At 72.1% G+C, this 20,565-nt stretch carries 16 protein-coding genes; 2 read left to right on the top strand and 14 right to left on the bottom strand.

Going from position 1 to position 20,565, the window contains the following annotated elements; translation table 11 throughout:
- Positions 1-206 precede the first annotated feature (206 nt).
- Entirely contained in the window at positions 207-1,367 is a 1,161-nt protein-coding gene (locus OWR29_RS16710) for a sugar ABC transporter substrate-binding protein (protein ID WP_267563771.1), read from the top strand.
- On the opposite strand, the gene OWR29_RS16705 is transcribed toward OWR29_RS16710, so the two are convergent.
- Positions 1,364-3,310, bottom strand: a complete 1,947-nt coding sequence (locus tag OWR29_RS16705; protein WP_267563770.1) for a hypothetical protein — start codon at positions 3,308-3,310, stop codon at positions 1,364-1,366. The genes OWR29_RS16710 and OWR29_RS16705 overlap by 4 nt on opposite strands.
- A gap of 68 nt (positions 3,311-3,378) precedes the next feature.
- Positions 3,379-3,702, bottom strand: coding sequence for a putative quinol monooxygenase (locus OWR29_RS16700; RefSeq protein ID WP_267563769.1), 324 nt, complete (start codon positions 3,700-3,702; stop codon positions 3,379-3,381).
- 69 nt (positions 3,703-3,771) lie between these two features.
- Between OWR29_RS16700 and OWR29_RS16695 the strand changes: the two genes are divergently transcribed.
- Positions 3,772-4,572 carry an IclR family transcriptional regulator gene (locus OWR29_RS16695; RefSeq protein ID WP_267563767.1) on the top strand — a complete coding sequence of 267 codons (801 nt, stop codon included), beginning with the start codon at positions 3,772-3,774 and terminating at the stop codon, positions 4,570-4,572.
- Here the strand turns inward: OWR29_RS16695 and OWR29_RS16690 are convergent.
- The 12 genes from OWR29_RS16690 to OWR29_RS16635 form a co-directional block, all read right to left on the bottom strand.
- Positions 4,559-5,527: an amidohydrolase family protein gene (locus OWR29_RS16690; protein ID WP_267563765.1), complete on the bottom strand. Its 969-nt coding sequence runs from the start codon at positions 5,525-5,527 to the stop codon at positions 4,559-4,561. The genes OWR29_RS16695 and OWR29_RS16690 overlap by 14 nt on opposite strands.
- 1 nt (position 5,528) lies before the next feature.
- On the bottom strand, positions 5,529-6,527 hold the full coding sequence (locus OWR29_RS16685; RefSeq protein ID WP_267563764.1) for an NAD(P)-dependent alcohol dehydrogenase: 999 nt from the start codon (positions 6,525-6,527) through the stop codon (positions 5,529-5,531).
- Between the two features lie 88 nt (positions 6,528-6,615).
- A complete protein-coding gene (locus OWR29_RS16680) occupies positions 6,616-7,764 on the bottom strand; it encodes a tetratricopeptide repeat protein (protein WP_267563763.1) in 1,149 nt (382 codons plus the stop codon).
- Positions 7,761-7,973, bottom strand: a complete 213-nt coding sequence (locus tag OWR29_RS16675; RefSeq protein ID WP_267563762.1) for a hypothetical protein — start codon at positions 7,971-7,973, stop codon at positions 7,761-7,763. Before OWR29_RS16675 ends, OWR29_RS16680 begins: the two co-directional genes overlap by 4 nt.
- A complete protein-coding gene (locus OWR29_RS16670) occupies positions 7,970-9,763 on the bottom strand; it encodes a tetratricopeptide repeat protein (protein ID WP_267563760.1) in 1,794 nt (597 codons plus the stop codon). Before OWR29_RS16670 ends, OWR29_RS16675 begins: the two co-directional genes overlap by 4 nt.
- The gene (locus OWR29_RS16665) at positions 9,736-11,124 is read right to left on the bottom strand and encodes a hypothetical protein (RefSeq protein ID WP_267563759.1); all 1,389 of its coding nucleotides are present in this window, start codon (positions 11,122-11,124) and stop codon (positions 9,736-9,738) included. The genes OWR29_RS16670 and OWR29_RS16665 overlap by 28 nt, the downstream gene beginning before the upstream one ends.
- Positions 11,121-12,995 carry an Hsp70 family protein gene (locus OWR29_RS16660; protein ID WP_267563758.1) on the bottom strand — a complete coding sequence of 625 codons (1,875 nt, stop codon included), beginning with the start codon at positions 12,993-12,995 and terminating at the stop codon, positions 11,121-11,123. Before OWR29_RS16660 ends, OWR29_RS16665 begins: the two co-directional genes overlap by 4 nt.
- Before the next feature lie 10 nt (positions 12,996-13,005).
- Positions 13,006-13,557: a nucleotide exchange factor GrpE gene (locus OWR29_RS16655; RefSeq protein WP_267563757.1), complete on the bottom strand. Its 552-nt coding sequence runs from the start codon at positions 13,555-13,557 to the stop codon at positions 13,006-13,008.
- Between the two features lie 17 nt (positions 13,558-13,574).
- The gene (locus OWR29_RS16650; RefSeq protein WP_267563756.1) at positions 13,575-14,021 is read right to left on the bottom strand and encodes a hypothetical protein; all 447 of its coding nucleotides are present in this window, start codon (positions 14,019-14,021) and stop codon (positions 13,575-13,577) included.
- Entirely contained in the window at positions 14,008-16,413 is a 2,406-nt protein-coding gene (locus OWR29_RS16645) for a hypothetical protein (protein ID WP_267563755.1), read from the bottom strand. Before OWR29_RS16645 ends, OWR29_RS16650 begins: the two co-directional genes overlap by 14 nt.
- Complete coding sequence (locus OWR29_RS16640; protein ID WP_267563754.1) at positions 16,410-18,173, bottom strand: toll/interleukin-1 receptor domain-containing protein; 1,764 nt, start codon at positions 18,171-18,173, stop codon at positions 16,410-16,412. The genes OWR29_RS16645 and OWR29_RS16640 overlap by 4 nt, the downstream gene beginning before the upstream one ends.
- Positions 18,174-18,282: 109 nt before the next feature.
- Positions 18,283-20,412: an MMPL family transporter gene (locus OWR29_RS16635; RefSeq protein WP_267563753.1), complete on the bottom strand. Its 2,130-nt coding sequence runs from the start codon at positions 20,410-20,412 to the stop codon at positions 18,283-18,285.
- Between the last annotated feature and the right edge of the window lie 153 nt (positions 20,413-20,565).

Genomic DNA, 20,565 nt, shown 5'->3' with positions numbered 1-20,565 from the left:
GCGGGTAGCCTCGCGGGCGCGGGATGACCAGGCAACATCATCAGGTTCTGCACAGTCTGTGATGCGAGTGTGCTCACGGACCGGAAATGAACTATTTTTTGTCCCGCCGCCGTACCCCCTGTCGGGCGCGCCCGGGTCTGCCTGATACTTGGTCGGCCCACCGCCCGGGCAGTGGTCGAGTTTCACCGGAGAGGACGACCCACCAGATGCGCAAGAAACTGTTGGCTATCGCCGCCGTCGGCCTGATGGCAACGGCCACCATGACTGCGTGTGACGACTCCGGTGATTCGGGTGACTCGGGTAGTAACGGCGGCGGTAACTCGTCGGGCAACGGCAAGGCCCGTATCGGCGTGATCCTGCCCGACACCGAGAGCTCGGCCCGCTGGAAGAACGAGGACCCGAAGTACCTCAAGGCGGCGTTCGAGGAGGCCAACGTCTCGGCCGAGATCGTGAACGCCCAGGGCGACCGGGCCCGGTTCGTGCAGATCGGCGAGCAGATGATCAACAGCGGGGTCAAGGTGCTGGTCATCGCCAACCTCGACTCGATCAGCGGCAAGGCCGTGCTGGACAAGGCCAAGGAAAAGAAGATCCCGACGATCGACTACGACCGTCTCACCCTCAACGGCGGCGCCGACTACTACGTCAGCTTCAACAACAACGAGGTCGGCAACCTGCAGGCGTACGGGCTGATCAAGTGCCTGCAGGCCAAGGGCGCCCAGAACCCGGTGATCGCGCAGCTCAACGGCTCGCCGTCGGACAACAACGCGAGCCTGTTCAAAGAGGGCTACGACATCCCGCTGAACGAGAAGTACGACAACGCCGAGTTCACCAAGGGCCCCGAGCAGTGGGTGCAGGACTGGGACCCGGACAACGCCACCAAGATCTTCGAGCAGATGCTCTCGCAGGCGCCGAACATCCGGGGCGTCCTCGCGGCCAACGACGGCATCGGTGACGCCGTCATCAAGGTGCTGCGCAAGAAGGGGCTGGCCGGCAAGGTCCCGGTCACCGGGCAGGACGCCACCCTCGAGGGTCTGCAGAACCTGCTGACCGGCGAGCAGTGCATGACGGTCTACAAGGCGACCAAGCTCGAGGCGGTCAACGCGGCCAACCTCGCCGTCAAGCTGTTCAACGGCGAGAAGCCGAACGTCACGAACACCCTGAAGGACCCGGAGTCGGGCGCGTACGTCCCGTTCGTGAGCCTTCCCCCGGCGGCGATCACGCTGGAGACCATCAACAAGGTCGTCGTCGACGACAAGTACATCCCGCAGGCCAACCTGTGCAAGGGCAAGTACCTCGCGCTCTGCCAGCAGCACGGCGTCGGCACGTTCGCCGATGACAAGAAGAAGGACGAGGACGAGGACCGCTAGGTCTCCGTCAGCGCCAGACCGTCCGGCTCGAGCGCGAGCAGCCACAGCCTCGAGCCGGTGCGAAGAATGACTTCCTCGCCTGTGCGGCCGTCGATATCGAAATCGGCGGCCGGCACCGGCTGCTCGTCCCGCCGGTAGGGCAGTGTGAGGTCGAAGACGCGACCGGCCGCCAGCACTGCCCGCGCCGTCCACCGGCCGGCCCGCTGATAGATCAGCACCGTGTCGGTCCGGCGGTCGCCGTCCAGGTCCGTTCGTACGGCCGTCCGGCACGACGCGTCGGCCGGCACGAACGCCCCGCCCAGCTCCGGCCGGCAGACACCGGGCCCCATCGCGCCGACCCGGGCCGCCTCGGCCGCCGGGAAGCCGCCGGCCGGCAGGTCGTGGGTGAGCGACGTCCAGGTGCCGTCGAGCGCGATGCACAGCCGGTAGTCCTGGCCGTCGGCCGCCGTCTGCCGCACGATTCCGACGTCCTCGGGCGGCAGGCCAAGGTCGGTCAGCCGGGCCGGATAGGTGAGCAGGTTGGGGTCGGCCAGGCCGTAGACGTAGCCGTCGCGGGCCGTCTCGTCGCACGGCCAGCGCAGCGGCGGCGTGGTGACCAGGGCGGCCACGGCGTCGGTGACCGGCCGGCCCGTGAGCGTCGTGTTCGACCAGGCCAGGCCGGCCGGGGGCAGCGCCTCGGGCAGGGCGTCGCGCATCGCCGCCGCGTACAGCTTCTCCTGCGTCGCCACCACTGCGGCCGGGATCGCGCCGCCCGGCTCGTTGAGCGCCTTGCCGGGGATGACCGGGCCGCGGTCGGCGACCACCCGCCACCCGTCGTCGTCCTGGTCGCCGCGGGCGGCCACCACGGCGGGCAGCCCGCGCATCGCCGCCAGCACCGCCTCGGCCGTCCCCTCGCGGTCCTCCCGGGCCAGCTTCTCGTCCGGGCCGGCGGCTCCGGGCGGCAGGATCCGCTCGCCTTCGAGTGCCCCGGTCACGCACGCCGGCACCCTCGGCCCGCTGGTCAGGGCGCTCGCGGGCAGGGCCAGCACGCACCGGACGGCCCCCACGGTCACCGCGGGCGGGACGAAGGCCCGGCTCATCACCTCGACGACGTACTGGGCGACGGTGACGTCGAGGCCGGTGCGGGTGACGAACTCGATCGTCCGGTAGCGGCCCGGCAGCGCCAGGTCGAGGATGCCCTTGCCGGGCAGGAACGTGTGGTTGCGGTCGGCCTCGGCCACCCCGCGCCAGACGGCGCCGGCCACGCTCGGCCCGCCCGGCTGCGGGATCGTGATCGGCGGGTAGGCGCCCAGCTCGGCGAACTGTCCGGACGCCCGGTTGCTGGCGACCCGCAGCAGGGCCGGCCGGTCCGTGGCGCCGGCGGCCACGCACGTCTTCACGGCGCCGCCCTCGGCCCGGGCGGTCCAGCGGCCGGAGCGGATGGTGCCGCACTCCGGGTCGGGCGCGTCGTAGGCCCCGGAACCCGCGGCGAGCTCGGGGCCGGCGACGTCGGCGCGCCCGGCCGAGACGATCGACAGGCGCCCGACGACCGTGGTGATCGTGCCGGCGGCCGGGTCGACCGTGCCGCCTTGGCCGTTCCAGACGCCGTCCTGGTCGCGGGCGACCACCGTGATCAGCCCGTCGGCGCCGGGGTCGCGCAGCGGCAGGGTGAGGGTGGCCGAGGTCAGCAGCCGGGCGTCGCCGAGCTCGATGCCGACCGGCTCGGTGAGCCAGGTGAGCCCGTGCGGCGAGGCGATGCTCGGCCGCGGCACGATCCGCACCTCGGCGTCCTCGCTCAGCGCCCCGGGCGCGAACCGCACGGACAGGCCCTTGTCGGTCGTGATCGTGCCGCCGCGGGCCGCGGTGATCGGGGCGGCCGTCACCGGCGACCGGAGGGTCCACACGACGACGCCACCGACCGCCAGCAGCACGGCCACCACCACCGCGGCCAGGGCCACGCGCACGAGTCTCCTCCTGGATCCCGGGGGACCCACGGTAGGAAGGGCGCTCAAGTGCGGTGACCTCCGGGCTGCTATTTGACGGCGAGCTCCCCGAGCTCGGACCAGCCGTCCTGGTCGACGTTCTGGCTCACGATCTTGGGCGTGGCCCGCAGATACTGTGGCAGGTCCTGCTGGGCCTGCTTGAAGTGGGCCGACCCGACGTGAGCGGCGCCCGCGTCGCCGTCCCGGAACGCCTCGACCAGCACGTACTCGGTCGGGTCGTCGAGGCTGCGGGACCAGTCGAACCACAGGCAGCCCTCCTCGCCCCGCGTCGCCGTGGTGAACGGGCCCGCGATCTCGGGCCAGCGGTCGGCGAACTCCGGCTTGATCGGGAACTTGGCGGTAATGAAGATCATGTCGATGTCCCTTTCGCGCGATCCGTCAACGGTCTTCCACCATCTCTACCAGGGCCCCAGGCTGGGGTGATGAACAAGGGCACCGGGGTTCTGCAGTCGGTCGAGCGGGCCATGCGCGTGCTCGACCACATCGCCGCCGCGCCGGGCCCGGTGCAGGCCAAGCACGTCGCCGCGGCGCTCGGGCTCACCCTGCCCACCACGTACCACCTGCTCACCACCCTCGTCGCCGGCGGCTATCTGGTGCATCTGTCCGACGAGCGGGCCTACGCCCTCGGCCACCGGGTCGACGACCTGGCCCGCGGCCTGCACCGGCAGATCGAGGCGCCGCCCGAGGTGCGGCGGGTCGCCTCGGTGATCCACCGCGAGGCCCAGGCCGCCGCGTACTACGCCGCGCTGCGCGACGCCGAGATGGTCGTCGCCCACGTGGCCGAGTGCGCCCTGCACCCACGCATCCGTCCCCTCACGATCGGCTTCCACCAGGCCCCGCACGCCACCGCCTTCGGCAAGCTGATGCTGGCCCGGCTGCCCGCCGACGACCGCGAGATCCTGCTCGAGCACACCGGCACCCCAGCCGTGACACCGGCCACGGTCACCGACCGCGGCCTGCTGGCCCGGCAGTTGCGCCAGGTCACCGGCACCGGCCTGGCCGTCGAGGTCGACGAGTTCCAGCACGGCCTCAGTTGCATGGCCGCCCCGGTCACCGACGCCGCCGGGCGCTTCGTCGGGGCGGTGGCCGTCTCGATGCCGACGACCCGGTTGCGGGAGGACAGGTGGTCGGTGGAGCGGGCGGTGCGGCTGGGCGCGGTGCGGGCCACCCGGGCCGTCGCCCTGAGCACGGCCGCGCGTACCGGCCGCATCACTCCACCTTGAGGTCGTACAGGCGGGCCGCGTTCAGACCCAGGATCTTCCGCTTCATCTCGGGCGTGACCAATCCGTACTCGCCCTGCATGTCCTCCGGGATCTGGAAGGCGGCGAACCGTTCGATCAGCCATTTCGGGTGCCAGATCGCGTACGCACTGCCGAACAGGATCCGGTCCTCGCCGATCCAGTAGAGCAGCTCGCCGAGAATGCGCGCGAAATAGCGCGGCCGGGTGTGCAGGAAGGGCAGGGCGGCCGCAAGACCGCCGTACACATTGGGCTCCTGCGTCGCTATCCAGCAGAACTCCTCGATCCGCGGGAGCCCGACGTGCTCGACGACGAACCGCAGCCCGGGGAAGGCGGTGGCCGCGTCGTCGACATCCGCCACGTCGGCGGCGTCCCGGCTCATCGGATAAAAGGCGGGTCCCTTCTGTACGTGGATGTTGCGGATGCCGAGCTCTTCGCACTTCTCGAGGTAGCGACAGGCCCAGGGGTCGCTCAGTCGCCAGCCCTTGCTCACTCCTTTCCACTCGGCCGTGCACACCATCACCCCCGGCAGTTGCCACCGCTCATGCAGCGCCTCCAGCCGGTCCAGCCCGGCCTCGCCGTCGCGCGGATCCCAGCGGCCATTGACCACGAACCGGCCCGGGTGCCGCTCGGCCACCTCGCCGTTCTGCTCGGTGGTGTCGAAGCCGTTGACGAACCAGTCGGGCCGGTCGGCCGGCTGCAGGATCGCCACGTCGTCGTACCCGGTCTCGAACAGGTCGTGGATCAGCCTTTCCTCGGGGTAGCGCTCGAACTCGGCCAAGCTCCACCGGTGCTCCGCGGGGGAGAGGCGGCGGTGGAAGTCGTGCAGGCAGCGCACGTAGCCCTCGCCGTACCGGTTGATCTGGTTGGCCGGGCTGCCGTCCCAGAACTGGGTGTGCCCGTCGACGACGAACCAGCTCTCCCCGTCCCGGCGGAACACCTCAGGGCACCAGGATGCCGCGTCCCTGCAGCCGCCCGGCCTCGAGGTCGTCCATCGCCTCGTTCACCGCGGCCAGCGGGTACTGCCGGGTGTGCAGCGTGACCTTGCCCAGGGCGGCCAGCGTCATGAGCTCGTCGAGGTCGTTGTACGAGCCGACCAGGTTGCCGATGATGTTGCGCTCGGTCGAGATGAGGTCGATCGTCGGGATGTTCACCGCGCCGCCGTAGCCGATCACGTAGTAGCTGCCGGCCCGCCGCGTCATGGCCAGGCCCAGCGATTCGGCGCCCTGCTCCCCGACGAAGTCGAGCACCACGTTGGCGCTGTCGGTCAGGTCGTTCCCGTTAGCCACGACTTCGTGCGCGCCCAGTTCGGTGGCGAGCTCGCGGGCCTTCTCGTTGGGGTCGATCACGACCACCCGGGCCGCGGTCATGGCCAGCAGGCACTGGATGCCGATGTGCCCGAGCCCGCCGGCGCCGATCACCACGACGGTCTGGCCCGGATAAAGCAAAGGCAGAGCTTTCCGTACGGCGTGATAGGCGGTCAGCCCGGCGTCGGCCAGCGCCGCCACGGCCGCCGGCTCGAGCCCGTCGGCCAGCTTGACCACCGGCCGGGCGCTCGTCAGCAACAGGTCGGCCATCCCGCCATCGGTGTCGATGCCCGGGAACTTCGAGTTCTCGCAGTGCACGTCGTCACCGGACCGGCAGGCCCGGCACAGCCCGCAGGTGACCAGCGGATGCAAGATGACCGCGTCACCCGGCGCGACGTTCGTGACCGCGCTGCCGACCTCGCGCACCCACCCCGCGTTCTCGTGCCCGATCGTGTACGGCAGCTGCACGCCCGACTTCTCGGCCCACTGCCCCTCGATGATGTGCAGGTCGGTGCGGCACAACCCGGCCGCGCCCACTTGCACGATCACGTCGAGCGGCCCGCCGATCTGCGGTTCCGGCACGTCGTCGACCGACGGCCGTTTCCCGTACGCGTGTACCCGGACTGCTTTCATCAGCTGTCTCCTCGCGTCGTCGCTGCCGAGGACTCTGCCCGGCACCGACGACGCGAGGTAACGACTCGTTCAAATGCTGACAACGGCGTCAGCCGGTGCGACGACGTATCTGGTCGACCCGGTCGGCGAGGGCCGAGACGAAGATGCCGACATCGGGGTCGTCCCGGCCGTAGCGGCCGAGCAGGCGGTCTGATTCCGCGGCGATCGGAACGAAGGAGCTCAGATAAATGCTTTTATAGCCGGAGTTCCGGCTGTAATAGTCCTGCAACGCGTACAGATTGGCGTAACACCCGATGACGCGGTGTCGTTTGACGCTCTGCACACGCAGGCGGTCGATCCGCGTCCACGCCGTCTCGGCCTCAGCGGCCAGCGTCCGGTCCTCCTTTGCCAGGGCGGCCAGCCGGGTCGCCTCGGTCGCGCGCTCCCGGCTCTTCGCCACGATCGCGGCCAGACGCGGGATCTCCTCCGGCCACTCGGCCGTGCGGACCTGCATTTCGAGCACGACGGCCAGCTGCAGAGCCGCCTTGGCGTTGCGCGGGTCGACGCGGCGGGCGTTGACGAAGAGCTGTTCGGCCCGGCGATAGTCCTCGTCGGCCAGCGCCTTGGCGCCGTGCTCGAACTCGTCTCGGCAGAGCCACCCGAGCACGGTCTGCAGCACCGCGTTGGTGAGCTGCGTGGAGGTGAACGGGGACCGGTGCTCGGTGGCCGCGGCAGCTCTCTCCCGCGCGTACGTCAGCCGCCCCGAAAAATCGGGATCGTCCCGCAACGCCGCCGCCACGTCGGCGAGCAGGGTTGCCGCCTCGCCGGACTGGTTGCGGCGCAGCGCCCGGCGGGCCTGCTCGACCTGCAGCGTCGTCCGTTGCCCGACGATCACTTCCAGCACACGTTCGACCTCGGCCCGGGCGGATGCCACGACGGCGGTCCGGGCGTCCCGCAGCACCTCGATGGCGCGGTCGGTGTTCCCGAGCCGGGCGAGGCTCTCGGCCTTGCACAGCCAGGCGTCCGCGCAGCTCCGGTCCTTGTCCAAGGCCTCGTCGGCCGTGCCGATGGCGGCCTGGAAGTCGTCCTCCTGATACCTGCGCCAGGCCCGCTCGACCAGTCGCCGGACGGGATCGCTCACGGTGCTCGCCGGCCCGCCGCCCGACAGCCCACCGTGGAGGCGTCGCGCCTGGTCGCGCCGCTCCGCGAGGTTCTCGGGCTCGGCCAGGCCGCCGCCGTAGTCGTCGGGGTCGCTCATGCCTGCCCGGCCTTCCCGAAGCGTGCCACCGCCGCCCGCACCAGGGCTATCTCTTGCGCGTGGTCGAGCTCGGCCACCTCGAGCACCACCCGCCGCAGCTCGAGGTGGCGCAGGTCCTCGTCGTCGGTCTCGTCGACGTCGAGCTCCGGCCGCTTGAGGCGGTCCAGCAGCCCGGCATGCCGCCGGGTGATCTCACGGTCCGCCGTCATGTCCCGCTCCCGTCCTCGTCGAAGTCCCCGGCCAGCAGTCGCCCGCCGATCAGGGCCAGCAGTTCGGCCTCGGTCGCCTCGACCGCGCGCGCCCGGCGGGTCAGCTCCGCGCTCTCCTGCTCCAGGCGGGCCGCCAGCGCGGTTGCCGCCGCGCCGGAGTCACCCAGGTCGGCGCCCATCGCATGCAGGCGGGCGGCCAGCAGTTCGGCCCGCTCGCTGAGCTCGGCCACGGTCGGCGCGGAGACCGGGCCGACCGGCGCGGCCGAGGTCACGTCGTCGACGGTCGGCGTACGCCCATATCGCCCGGCGTGCCCCGACCAGACGGCCCGGCGTCGCTGGGTCTGACGCTCGTGGCGGTGCAGGATCTCCAGCAGCAGCGGATCCCGCGCGCCCAGAGCCTGGGCCGCCTGAAGCTCGGCTATCGCCGTCCGCCGCTCCGACGCGTCCCGGGCCAGGTGGTGCCGCAGCAGGCCGACGACCAGGTACGGGTCGGCGAGTTGCCGGACGTCGGTCAGTGCGTAGGCGAGCCGCTCCGCCGTTCCGCCGAGCAGCTGCCGCTCGCTGCCGAGCAGCGGGGTCTCTTCGGCGAAGGCCCGCACGAGCGCACAGCCACGCAAAAGGTGGATGTCGGCCAGCAGGCGCGCCCGCTCCCGGTCGGCGGCGGGCGCCTCGCCCGCCCGGCGCACGCGGGAGATCTCGTCGGCCACAGTCTCGGACGGTGGACCGGGCCAGCGCCGGGTCGCCGGGCCGTCCGGATCGAGCAGGCGCAAGCAGCGGCTCAGCAGCTGATGCACCTTCTTGCCGGCGCCTGGCTTGTTCTCGGCCCAGACGGTGAGGCCGAGACCCAGTGCGGCCGAAGCCTGCTGGTCATCGTCGCCGCCGGCGTCACGCAACTCCTCGAAGTGCCGGCGGGCGGTCGCCGGATCCCGGTCGAGCAGGGCCCGGGTGCCCAGCACGATCTGCTTGCTGCGCAGGTCGGCCGGTACCCGGTCGCGGAAGTCGCCCAGCCGCTCGACGTCGCGGAACAGGGTCACGGCGTCGTCGATGCGTCCCTCGGACGCCGCCCGGCCGGCCAACTGGTACTGCACAACCCCGTACAACCGGCGAGCCTGGCCGACGTCGAGCCGGCCTCGCCGGTCGAGGGCGGCCAGCACCGGTTGCGCGCGCTCGAAGTCGCGGCGCTGGACGCGCAGGTAGGCCAGCAGATAGGCCACCTCGGACGACTCCGGATCCTCGCGATTCAAGGCGGCCAACCGGTGCTCGGCCTCGTCGAGGTCGCCCAGCTGGTAGAGGGCGAAGCCGCAGAGAAACCGAGCCTCGGCGCGCAGCGCGGGCGGGAGCTGGCTCTCGAGGCGGGTCAACCCTCCGACGGCGGCCTGGTACTCGCCCGCCTCGACCTGGCCGGCCAGCCGCTCGAACTCTCGGCGGCGGCTCCGAGGACCCCGCGTGGCGAGATAGAGGCCGGCCCCGATCCCGGCCAGCAGGACGGCGCCGCCCAGGCCGATCCACGCGCCGGGGCCGGAGTCCGGCTCGGCGGGCGGGCTCGGCGCGGCCGAGGGCGCGGCCGGCAACACCGAGCCGGTGGTGGTGATCTGGCGGCCGCCGCCGCGCAGGGTGACCTGATAGCGGCCGGGAGGCAGGGTGGCCCCGGCCGGAAGCGGCACGACCACCGTCGCCGCCGGCCCGGGAGAGGGCGCCGGCGCGGCCGCGGCCGGTGTCGCCCCGGCCACCAGCAGCAGGCCCGCGACGAGCAAGGCCCGGGTCACACGTCGTCGAACTGGGTGCGCCATCGCTGTGCCTCCTCCCGGCTGATCGCCTTGATGCGCAGCATCGTGTCGAGCCGCTTGCTCACGACCTGCCGGATCTTGTCCACCTCGGCCGCGTCGGCCCGCCCCTCGACTTCGCTTATGCGGCGCTGGCAGCGCGCGTAGCGCAGCAGGACGGCGAACGAGTCGGGTTCGCGGATCGTCGCCTCGTACAGGGCCCGGGCGGCGCGGTAGAGGCCGTCGGTCCCGGCCCGCTCGTGCACCTCGGCCTCCCGCAGCCACAGTTCAGCCGGGGGGAGTTCGCCGAACGGCCGCAGGAACGCCAGATCGTCGAGCAACGCCCGGGCCCATTCCGGCGGTGGATCGGCCGCGGCCTGCCACAGTGCCCACATGTCGTCGAACCGCTGCTGCCGCAGCCGGTACTGGGTCGGTGCGGTTTCGACCGCGCGCCGATACTGCTCGAAAGCCGTGGCCCCGTCACCCTCGGCCGTGGCGATGCGCGCGGCCAGCCAGTCGCTGCGGAAACCCGGGCCGGTCCGGGACAGGACCGACCGCGCCCCGGCCGGATCACCGGCCAGCCAGACCTCCTCGGCCAGTCCGGTGAGGTCGGCCATCGCCAGCAGCGCGCGTCGCAACCCGGCGCCGTCGGTCGGCCGGGCGTCCACTGAATCGTTACGGCATCGGCGAATCGTCGTCAGCAGCGCCTCGAGCCGCTGCGAAGTGTGCAGGAACGGCTCGACCACGGTGGCCGTCGCCGACACCTTGAGCAGCACTCCGCGGGCCTGCCGCTCGACGCGTCCGGGGCCGTCGCCGGACGCCTCGGGCCGGATGCCCAGGGCGAGCGCGGCCAGGGTGCCGAGGGCGTAGACGTCCTCCGCGCGCTGATGCGCCGGGAGGCCGCGAACGGCTTCCGGCGCCACCGCGGCCAGAGCGCCGGGGTCCACGTCGGATAGATCGAGTGGCGAAGCCGGCCGCACCGGCGGGCACGGCGCGAGGCGGATGCCGCCCGATCCGGACTTGACAACGACGGTGTGCGCGTCGAGTCCCAGGCCGGCCGCGCGGCCCCGGTGCCAGACGTCCACGGCCTCGCACACGTCAGCCACCAGGATCAGCCGGCCCGACCAGTGCGTGACTGCCTCGAATGCCTCGGCCAGGGTCAGGATGCCGTCCGCGGCGTATTCGATGCGGTAGCCGTCGCCGGCCGGTCCGTGGGTGAGGATCGGGAGCGTGTCCGGCCACTCGCGGCCCCGGATCTCGGCCAGCGCCGTCCGGAACCGCTCGTCGCACTGCCGCGGGTCCAGCACACGCACAAGCCGGTCGTCCTCCCGCCGCAGAGATCCACGGCTGGAGTTCCCGAGCCGGGCCGTCTCCGGCGCCGCGGTCATCGCACCTCGATGTACAGGTCCTCCAGGGCGTCCCCGACGTCCTCGAGGTCGGAGGATCCGGACTCGGCCACGGCCAGCAGGGCCAGGTAGCCCTCGCGTAGTCTGGCCGCCGGCTCCGGGTCGAGGCGCCCGATCAGCTTGTAGGCCCGTCGCGCGATCGATTTGAACTGCTCGGGAACGGCGTCGGTGGGCGGCGGCAGCACCGGCTCGGGCGGCGCCGCAGGCGGCTCAGGTGGCGGCGGTGGGACCGCCCCCTCGGGCCGTGCCATCTCCTGCTCGGCCCGCTCCGCGCTGCGTTCCACCGTGGCCCGGTCGGACTGCACGCCGCAGTGCAACTTGGCCTGCCAGGCGTCCTTGTTGTTGACACAGACGACGTCGACGGTGAGCAGCCCGTCGACGTCGAGCGAGAACGTCGTGGCCAGATCCCAGTAGCCACGCTCGCGAGGCTCCGGAAACGTGATCGGGACGGTGCCGACCAGGTCGTTGTCGAAGGAGGCGGGCTGTTCGCCCTGGAAGACCAGGATGTCGAGGGCGGTGAACGGGCCGGCGTTGGTGTAGTGCTGAGTGGCCGAGCCCGGGATCCGGCTGTCCTTGGGCAGGATGATCGAGTACCGCCCGTGCTCGGTGTGCACGCCCAGGGAATGGCTTGTGACGTCCTGCAGGATGAGGATGCCGCCCTCGTCCTGCGGCGCACCAGCCGGCTCGGCCTGCGGCTCGGCGACCTCCTGGCCCTCGTAGCCGTCGGCCGGTGTGAACTCGCGGGCCACCATGCCGGCGCCCCGGGCCACGACCTCGTCCGGGTTGATGTCGCCGCGGATGTCGCGCATCTCCATCCCGAGGTGATCGGCGAGCATCGGCCGGATCCGCGCTATCCGGGTCGAGCCGCCGACCAACAGCACCTGCTCGATGTCGGCGCGCTCGATGCCGTTGCTCTGATAGGCCGAGTCGAGCGCCTCCTCCAGGCATTCCAGCGAGCGGTCGAGCAGGTCCTTGATCAGCGACTCGAAGGTGGCCCGGCTCAGCGGGATGTTCGCACTGACCTCGGCGGTCAGGAAAGGCAGGTCGAGCATGGTCGTGGTGGCGGTCGACAACTCCCGCTTGCGGATCTCGGCTTCGCGCTTGATACGGCGGCGGACCCGCTTGTCGCCGCTCAGATCGACACCGTGCCGCTTCTGGATCTCGGCCAGGGCCCACTCCACGATGCGATCGTCGAAGTCGCCGCCGCCCAGATGCGGGTCGCCGCCGGTGCCCACGACGCTGACGTTGCCCGGGCTGACCTGGATGAGCGAGACGTCGAAGGTGCCCCCGCCGAGGTCGTAGACGGCGTACGTGCGTACCTCGTCGCCCTCGGCCTTGTCGGCGCCGAAGCAGACGGCGGCCGAGGTGGGCTCGTTGATCAGCCGGCGCACGTTGAGCCGGGCAATGCGGGCCGCCTCCTCGGTCGCCCGCCGCTGCGGCTCCCGGAAGTAGGCCGGCACGGTGATCACCGCGTCGTGCACCGGCTCACCGATGAAATCCTCGGCCTGCCGCTTGAGCTCCTTGAGGATGAAGGCGGAGATCTCCTGCGGCAGATAGTCGCGGCCCCGGAACGGGATCAACTTGGGCTGGCCGGCGTCCGACCCGGTCGGCTGCCGGGCGTAGACACCCATGTCCCGCTTGACCTCGATGACGGTGTTCTCCGGATTGCTCACCATGCTGTTCTGGGCCGGGGTGCCGACGATCACCTGGCCCTCCGGGTCGAGGCCGACCACCGACGGCACGGCCCGGGTGCCCATCCGGCTTTCGATGATCACGGTGTCCCGGCCGTCCCACACCGTCACCGCAGAGTAGGTGGTGCCGAGATCGATCCCGATCACTTTGTGAAAGGCCATGTCGCGCTCCTCACTGGCCGTCGGCCTGAATTTCGACCTGGGCCGGGGCCAGCTGGCGCCGGCGCAGGTCGTATCCGTCTTCGACGACCCGCACCACGGTGTGCGGCCGGGCGTCCGGGAAAGGTGACTCGGCCGGCCGCACAACGCCGACGCAGCGGTGCCGGATCGGGTCGTACAAGTCGTGGCCGACGACCACCGGGATCACCTCGGCGCCGAGCCGGGTGAGCACGCCGCGCAGGGTCAGGGCCAGGCCGCGCACGTGCCCGGCGGCAAGGGCCGGGTCGGAGAAGTCGGCCTCGGCGGCCATCGTCTCGATCGCCGCCAGCGGGCCGGTCAGCGCCGTGCAGAGGTCACGCAGGGCGTTGTAGGCCAGAGCCGATTCGAGGTCCTCGCGCAGGCCGGCCACCGTGCGGGTCAGCGCGTCGGCCGATTCCTGCCGGGCGTGCTCGATGCGGCGCAACTCCGCCACCACCGAGGTGTTGTCCTCCGCGATCTCCTCCAGGTGTTGTTCGATCTGATCCAGTCGGGGGCCGAGGTCCGGTCGCTTGCCGAGGTTGCGCATCCAGGGGCTCGCTCTCGTCACGGGCGCCGCGGCGGTTCGCCGTCGAGCAGGGGATGGGGAGAGAAATCGGCCGTGAAGTCGTGCCGGTCGAGGTCGGTGGACGGCGGCGGAGCCTCGCCCGCCGCCTCCAGGTGGGCGTGGACGGCCGCTCGCAGTGCGACCAGGCGGTCGGCCAGGGAGACGAACATGGGTGCGGCGGCCGTGCGGACTGTGAAGAAGCGCAGGTGCGGGTTCTGCCGGTCGTACTTCTCGCGGCGGGCCGGGCGGACCAGCTCCTCCCCGGCCTCGATGATCGAGCGCTGGCGGGCGTCCAGCTCGTCGCGGTTGGCCGGTTCGCGCCGCTGCTGCGCGCGCAGCTGGGCCACGAGCCGGTCGCGGGCCTCGCGAATCTCGGCGACCGGTGCGTCCGGCTCGACGCCGAGCACGGAGTAGAGCGAGTCGGTCTCGATCTCAACCATGAACATCGGCGGCCCCCCTGGCCCGGTCGATCTCGTGCCGCAGCTCACGAATCTCGTGGTCGAAGCGCCGCGCCTGGGTCATCGCCAGGGCGTGCGCCAGGTCGTCGGGCGCGGCCCGGGTGCGGTAGTGCCGGATTTGACGCCGGACGGCGGCGTCGGCCGCCCGGGGCAGGGACCGGATCCGGGCGTACAAGCCGGTCCGCAGGCTCTCCGTGGGCGCCTGCCGGGCACCCGAGGAGAGCAGGTGGGCGGCCTCGTCGAGACGAGCCTCGCCACCCAGGCGGACGAGGCGGACGACGACAGCGGCCCGGGCTGCCGGGCTGAGCGGATAGCCGGCCAGCACGCCTCGAGCCGCTTCGAGACCAGCGTCGCCGTCCGGAATTCCGGCGGCGGCGGCGCCGCCGGCGTCGTCCAGCACGTCGGACTGCAGGTCCCGCACGACCTCCGGCGAGCCGGCGCGGGAGATCAGCTTCGCGCCCAGGGCGTACGCCTCGGCGCCCCGGCCGTTCCAGAGCAGCAGCCGGCTGTAGGGAACGGTGAGCCCGACCGGCTCGGTCATGGCCCGGAAAGCCGGCTCGACGTCGGCCAGCAGCTCGGCCGCCACCTCCGCGCCGTCCGGGCACTCGGCCGGCCAGGCGCGAACCACGAAGGCCGCCGAACCGTCGAGGATCGCGGTCAGCGTCTCGTCGGTGGTGATCAGCCCCAGCTCGGCGCAGCGACGGTCGAGTGCCGGCAACGGCAGCAGGAACAGCGACCGCAAGACCGTGCCGGCCAGCCGACGGCCGCGGGTCGTGGACAGGCGGGCCAAGTGCTCGAGAAGCCGGCGCAGCAGCAATGCCCGGTCCAGCGCCTCGCGCTCGAGGTCGTCGAACTCCGCTTGTTCGCGGGCGATCAGCGGGCCGTCGGCGGCATCGAGCCGCTCGCGGGCCAGCCGGGCGAACCGGGCGCCGTCGGGCCGGTCGGTGCGCACGAAGGCTGCGTCGAGGTGCAGCAGCATGATGCGGCGGGCCGCCCCGAGCTCGTCCGCGCCGGCCTCGGCGCCCACGCCGAGCAGCAGCGACGGGGAGCGGAAGCGCAGGCGGGCGTTGAGATAGAAAAGATCCCACTCGCGCAGCCACACCTCGACCGCGTCACCGTCGGCCATCCATCGCTCCAGCGCGTCGTCGTCGACCCGCCGGTCGCCGGCGGCCCGCAGGCTCTGGGTGCTGTGCGCCTTGTGCAGCGCCGTCCGATCGGCCGCCCGCAGATCGAGGTCACCGGCGGCGGCCGCCTGACGGTAGAGCAGCTCGGCGACCCGTTCCCAGGCCGGCCGGTAGGCCGGGGACCGGCTGCCGGTGGCGTGCATGGCCAGGTTGAGCGCGGTGTCGGCCCGTTCCGGATCGAGCCGGATCATCGCCCGCCACAGCACCGCCGCCTCGTCCGGGCGGCCCTCGGACCAGGCGCGCCGGGCCGGGCCGTCGAGCACCGCGATACGCAATTCGCGGAAACCGTCGAGCTCGCGGACAGACGCGGGATAGGCGTCCAGGAGCGCGATGCCCTCCAGGACGTCGAGCTCGCCCCACCGTTCGAAGTGGAGGGCCAGCACCAGCTCCGGCGGAAGCCACCGGCCGTCCAGCAGGGCCGCCGCCCGGGCGACGAACCGTTCGGGATCCGCCTCTTCTGCGAGCTCCAGGGCGGCCGCGAGGAGCCGGGCGGCCGGACCGTCCCGATGGGTCTGCGGGATGTCGGCCGGGGGAACGCCACATCCGACTAGCAGAGTCGCGGCCACGGCCGACTCGACCGATGCGGCGCCGGCGTCCAGGTAGGCCGTCACCCAGGCCCGTGGCGGCCGCTTGCGGACGAGATGTTCGTGCAGCAACGCCTGCCGGACTGGCGGAGTGGCCCGGCCCAGCAGCTCAGCCGTCGGCGCGGCCCGGCGGCGGCGCGGCCCAGCTTGGCCGCCGGTCGGCTCACCGCCGCCGCCCTGCCGTTCGATGTGCACGTCGAACTGCGCCATCGCCGCGTCGATCTGAGGCGCGTCGTCCCGGGCCACGGCCACCAGCAGCGCGGCGCCGATCTCGCGCTCCTCCTTGCCCAGGTCGAGCAGGCTGATCGCGGCCAGCAACGAGATGCGCCGGTTGCCGGGAGCCAGCCGGTAGGCCCGGCGGTAGGCGGCCAGGGCAGCCCAGAGCCGGCCGGTGCCGTGCAGCAGCCGCCCCAGGTGAAATTCCGCCTTCGCCGAGTACGGGTCGTGGCACAGTGCCCTGTGCAGCCGCTCGATCCGTTCAGGCGTAGAGGTCCCAGGCAGCAGGGCGAGCCGGAACTCGGCCTCGGCCAGGGCCAGCCGGACCTGCGGCGTGCGCGGCACACCGGACAACTCGGACACGGTGACCAGTAGGGAGTCGCGATCCCGGTTCATGCCGGGTCCTCCAGCAGCTCGACCCGCCCGGGCCGGCAGACGGCAAGACGGCGACCGTCGGCCGCGATGCCCGCGCCGGTCGCGTCCGGCCAGCTCGCCACCTCGGCGCCGTCCCGGCGGTAGACGACACCGGCCGGCCCACGCGTCAGCAGCCGGCTCGCGGTCGTGTCCGCACCGAGCACGGTCTCACCCGGACGTAGCAAGAGCTCGGGCACGTGCCGGTCGTACTCGTCGACGCTGCGCAGCTCGGCGCGCGGGCCCGGACCGGTCACCACAGCCATGCAGTGCGGCCGGTCGCCCACCGGCAGCAGCGAACTCGCGCCGGGCATAGGCACCGGGGCACTGAGCACTCCGTCGACCCGCCACCCGGCCACCGCCTCGTCGGTGAGCAGCACGAGCCGCGGCCCGGCGTAGGCGAGGTCTGCCACCGGCCCGCCGATCGGTACCGGATGGACCGGATGGTCGTCGTGGTAAACCGTGACGCGGCCGGTCAGTTCGGCCACGGCGAACCGGCGGCCGTCCCGGAAGATCGCGACGCGGTGCACGCCACCCTGCACCGGCCCGAGCCGCGTCCGGCGGCCGTGGTCGTCGATCCGCCACAGCGCGTGCCGCCAGCTGCCCGCGATCAAGCCGTCCGCCGTGCACCGCAGGTCGCCCACGGTCCCGTCCATCGACAGGGCGGCCAGCGGCTCGGGATCGCCGGCGAAGTAGCGCACCAGCCCCTCCCAGCCGCCCACGGCCACCCGGTCGCGCGTCCCCGTGGCGAACCGGCGCACCCTGATCCGGTCCGTGTCCTGCCACCGCACCTCGCCGCCGCGCAGGCAGCGCAGCCGCCCGCCGCGCTCGTCCCACACGAGCACGTCATCGCCCAGCGGCCAGGCCATGTCGGCGGCAACCGGCGACACCCGCACGAGCCGCAGCGCCGACGCCGCCTCATGCTCCACCGGCGCGAGGGCCTGCTCCGGAGCGGCCGCCGGACGGGGGAACATCCAGTCCCGCAGCTCCCTCAACGCGGCCAGCGCCCGTTCGACTGTCTCGTCGGTGTCGAGGCCGGGCTCGTCGCGCAGCGCCTGTCCGCCGAAGGCGCGCAGCCGGCCGAGAGCGGCCGCCGGGTCGCGGGGCAGCACGCCCGAGCGCAACAGATCGTCGGCCAGCGCCTCCAAGGAGCGTCCGCCCGGATCCTGGCCGAGCAGGTCGCGACACGCGCGCTGGGCCAGTTGCCGACCGGCCAGCCGGATCTTGAACAGGACGACCTGCGGGTCGTCGGGCCGGTCGAGTGCGTCGGCCACGATCCCGGCCACCTGATCCCGGTCCGGCGGAGGCGGGGGATGGGCCAGGCGCTCGCGGATGGCGTCGCGGATCAGGCCATACGACCGGCCGTAGGGGTCGTGTCGGGTGAGATCGAACTGGGTGAGGTGAGCCAGATAGGTCCGCGGGACCACCCCGTCGCGGTTGAACCAGACCGGAATGACGCGGCCGTCGTCACCGGCTGGATCCTGCGCGATGGCGATGGCGAGCTCGAAGCGGGGCCACGGCCCGCTCAAGTACTCCGGTGTCAGGCAGGCCACGACGTGGTCGGAGGCGGCCAGCTTGTCGGCCAGATTCATCGGCAGCGAGCCCAGCCCGACGCCGCGGTCCTGGTCGTAGAAGACCACGAACCCGTCGGCCTCCAACTGCTCGACGAAGGGCTGGATCAGCTCGCGGTTGCTGCCGGAGTAGCTGATGAAGAGCTGATAACGGCTGTCCGACCCCTGTGGCACACCGGCGGACCTCCCGGAATGTGCGGAGGCTCGGACATCGAGCTTGATCAGCACTTTACGCCCAGCGTAGCCGGATGGTCACCGTCAGAAATCGGACCACTTCGGCCGGTCACCGGACCGGCTCGGGCTCCGATTCGCTCGTCGCCGGGGGCGTTGCCGTGACGGGGCCGTCCCCGTCGGGGACGTGCATCAGCTTGCTGGGCCACCACATCCAGCGGCCGACGTCCAGGTTCAGCGCGGTGACCAGCACCGAGCGCACGATCAGCGTGTCGAGCAGGACGCCGAAGGCCACCGCGAAGCCGATCTCGGCGAAGGCGACCAGAGGCAGGCTGGCCAGGGCGGCGAACGTGCCCGCGAGCACGATGCCGGCCGAGGTGATGACGCCGCCGGTCGCGCCCAGGCCGATCAGCGCGCCGCGGCGGGTGCCGTGGGTATGCGCCTCTTCCCGGACCCGGGTCATCAGGAAGATGTTGTAGTCGATGCCCAGGGCGACCAGGAACACGAAGACGAACAGCGGGAACGACGTGTCCTCGGCCGGGAAGTCGAAGATGTGCCGGAACACGAGCACGCTCACGCCCAGCGCAGCGGCGAACGACAGCACCACCGTGGCGATGAGGATGAGCGGCGCCACGATCGCCCGCAGCAGCAAGCCGAGGATGATCAGCACGACCAGCAGCACGAGCGGGATGATCAGCCGGTTGTCGTGCCGGTTGGCGTCGTTGATGTCGACCACCACCGCGGTGTAGCCGCCCACCTTCGCGTCGGCTCCGGGTATGGCGTGCACCGCGTCGCGAACTTCTTCCACCGTACGCTGGGCCGCCGCGCTGTCCGGGGCGGAGTTCAGCGTGCCGTCGATCAGCACCAGCCCGTTCTTGCTGATCGGATCGGCCACCTCGCTGATGCCGGGCACCGCGGCCAGGGTGCTGCTCACCTGCTGCGCGCTGCCCGCGTTGGCGATCACGGTCACCGGCTGGCCCCCGCCGGCCGGGAAGTGCCGGGCCAGGGCCTCTTCGGCCACTGTGGACGGCTGCTCGGTGGTGAACTGGTCGGCCGAGGTCAGGCCGACGGCGTTCATTTGCAGCAGGCCGAGGGCCATCGCGCCCAGGGCCAGGGCGGTGGCGATCCACACCGTGCGGGGGCGGCGGGCGATGCGCAGGCCGAGCCGGGCCCACAGGCCGGTCGCGGTCGGCTCGGGCGTGCCGTACCGCGGCCGGACCGGCCAGAACAGCCAGCGCCCGCAGATCACCAGCAGGGCCGGCAGCAGCGAGATCATCGCGGCCAGGCCGACGACGATGCCGATCGCGGCGACCGGTCCCAGCCCGGCCGTCGAGTTCAGCTCGGCCAGCGTCAGGCAGCTCATGCCGACGGCCACGGTGGCCGCGCTGGCGATGATGGCCGGCCCGGCCCGGTGCAAGGCCAGCTGCATGGCCTCGTGTCTGTCCTCGTGGCGGCGCAGTTCTTCCCGATATCGGGCCACCAGCAGCAGCGCGTAGTCGGTGCCGGCGCCGAACACGAGCACGGTCAGGATGCCCGCGCTCTGCGCGTTCACCGCCAGGTCGGCGTACTTGGCCAGCAGATAGATGACGGCCTGCGAGCTGGTCAGGGCGATGCCCGCGGTGACGATGGGCAGCAGCCACAGGACCGGGCTGCGGTACGTGATCAGCAGGATGATCGCCACCACGGCCAGCGTGGTGTAGAGCAGCGTGCCGTCGATGCCGGCGAACGCGTCGGCCGAGTCGGCCGCGGCCGCCACCGGGCCGGCCAGGAAGATCTCGAGCCCCGGCGGGGCGCCGTTCTCGGCCGTGGACGTGATCGAGGCGGCGATGTCGGGCAGCGCCTCCCAGCCGTCGTCGTCGATCCGGACCGGGACGATCATCTCGATCGCCTGCTTGTCCTGCGACGGGATCGGCCCGACGATGTCGCCGGTGACGCCCTCGACGGTGCGCATGCGGGCCACGTCGGCCTGGGCCTTGGCCAGGTCGGCCGGGGTCAGGCCGCCGGTTCGCTCGTAGACGACGATCGCCGGCGCTATGTCGTCCGGCTGGAACTGCGCCTGCAGATCGGCGACCTGGGTCGCCTCGGCGCCGCCGGGCAGCCACGCCGAGTTGTCGTTCTTCTGGACGCTGGTGAGCTTGCCCGCCAGCGGCGCCGCCATGATGACGACCAGAACCCAGAAGGCCAGCACGATCCACTTCGTGCGCCGGCCGCAGACCAGCCTTGCCACCCCACCCGTAGCCATCTCGATCCCCCCGAGACTCCGGCGTCAGACCGGCGGAGCGTAAACCCGCGCGCAGGGCCACTTGAAGCCCCCGAAGGGCCACTCAGGGTAATTTAGGGGTGACCCCCGACACGTTCCGTCCACAATGGGGGGAGATGGGCGGGAAAATCCCGT

Source organism: Paractinoplanes pyxinae (assembly GCF_026626335.1).
GTDB classification, from domain to species: domain Bacteria; phylum Actinomycetota; class Actinomycetes; order Mycobacteriales; family Micromonosporaceae; genus Actinoplanes; species Actinoplanes pyxinae.
Note: the sequence above shows the minus strand (reverse complement) of the source record. Positions and strands in the feature narration are given on the sequence as shown.

Excerpts from the sequence above, each read along its gene's own strand:
- OWR29_RS16710 (WP_267563771.1), top strand. The coding sequence starts at position 207 with ATGCGCAAGAAACTGTTGGCTATCGCCGCCGTCGGCCTGATGGCAACG.
- OWR29_RS16700 (WP_267563769.1), bottom strand. The coding sequence starts at position 3,702 with ATGATCTTCATTACCGCCAAGTTCCCGATCAAGCCGGAGTTCGCCGAC.
- OWR29_RS16695 (WP_267563767.1), top strand. The coding sequence starts at position 3,772 with ATGAACAAGGGCACCGGGGTTCTGCAGTCGGTCGAGCGGGCCATGCGC.
- OWR29_RS16685 (WP_267563764.1), bottom strand. The coding sequence starts at position 6,527 with ATGAAAGCAGTCCGGGTACACGCGTACGGGAAACGGCCGTCGGTCGAC.
- OWR29_RS16680 (WP_267563763.1), bottom strand. The coding sequence starts at position 7,764 with ATGAGCGACCCCGACGACTACGGCGGCGGCCTGGCCGAGCCCGAGAAC.
- OWR29_RS16675 (WP_267563762.1), bottom strand. The coding sequence starts at position 7,973 with ATGACGGCGGACCGTGAGATCACCCGGCGGCATGCCGGGCTGCTGGAC.
- OWR29_RS16670 (WP_267563760.1), bottom strand. The coding sequence starts at position 9,763 with ATGGCGCACCCAGTTCGACGACGTGTGACCCGGGCCTTGCTCGTCGCG.
- OWR29_RS16665 (WP_267563759.1), bottom strand. The coding sequence starts at position 11,124 with ATGACCGCGGCGCCGGAGACGGCCCGGCTCGGGAACTCCAGCCGTGGA.
- OWR29_RS16660 (WP_267563758.1), bottom strand. The coding sequence starts at position 12,995 with ATGGCCTTTCACAAAGTGATCGGGATCGATCTCGGCACCACCTACTCT.
- OWR29_RS16655 (WP_267563757.1), bottom strand. The coding sequence starts at position 13,557 with ATGCGCAACCTCGGCAAGCGACCGGACCTCGGCCCCCGACTGGATCAG.
- OWR29_RS16650 (WP_267563756.1), bottom strand. The coding sequence starts at position 14,021 with ATGTTCATGGTTGAGATCGAGACCGACTCGCTCTACTCCGTGCTCGGC.
- OWR29_RS16645 (WP_267563755.1), bottom strand. The coding sequence starts at position 16,413 with ATGAACCGGGATCGCGACTCCCTACTGGTCACCGTGTCCGAGTTGTCC.
- OWR29_RS16635 (WP_267563753.1), bottom strand. The coding sequence starts at position 20,412 with ATGGCTACGGGTGGGGTGGCAAGGCTGGTCTGCGGCCGGCGCACGAAG.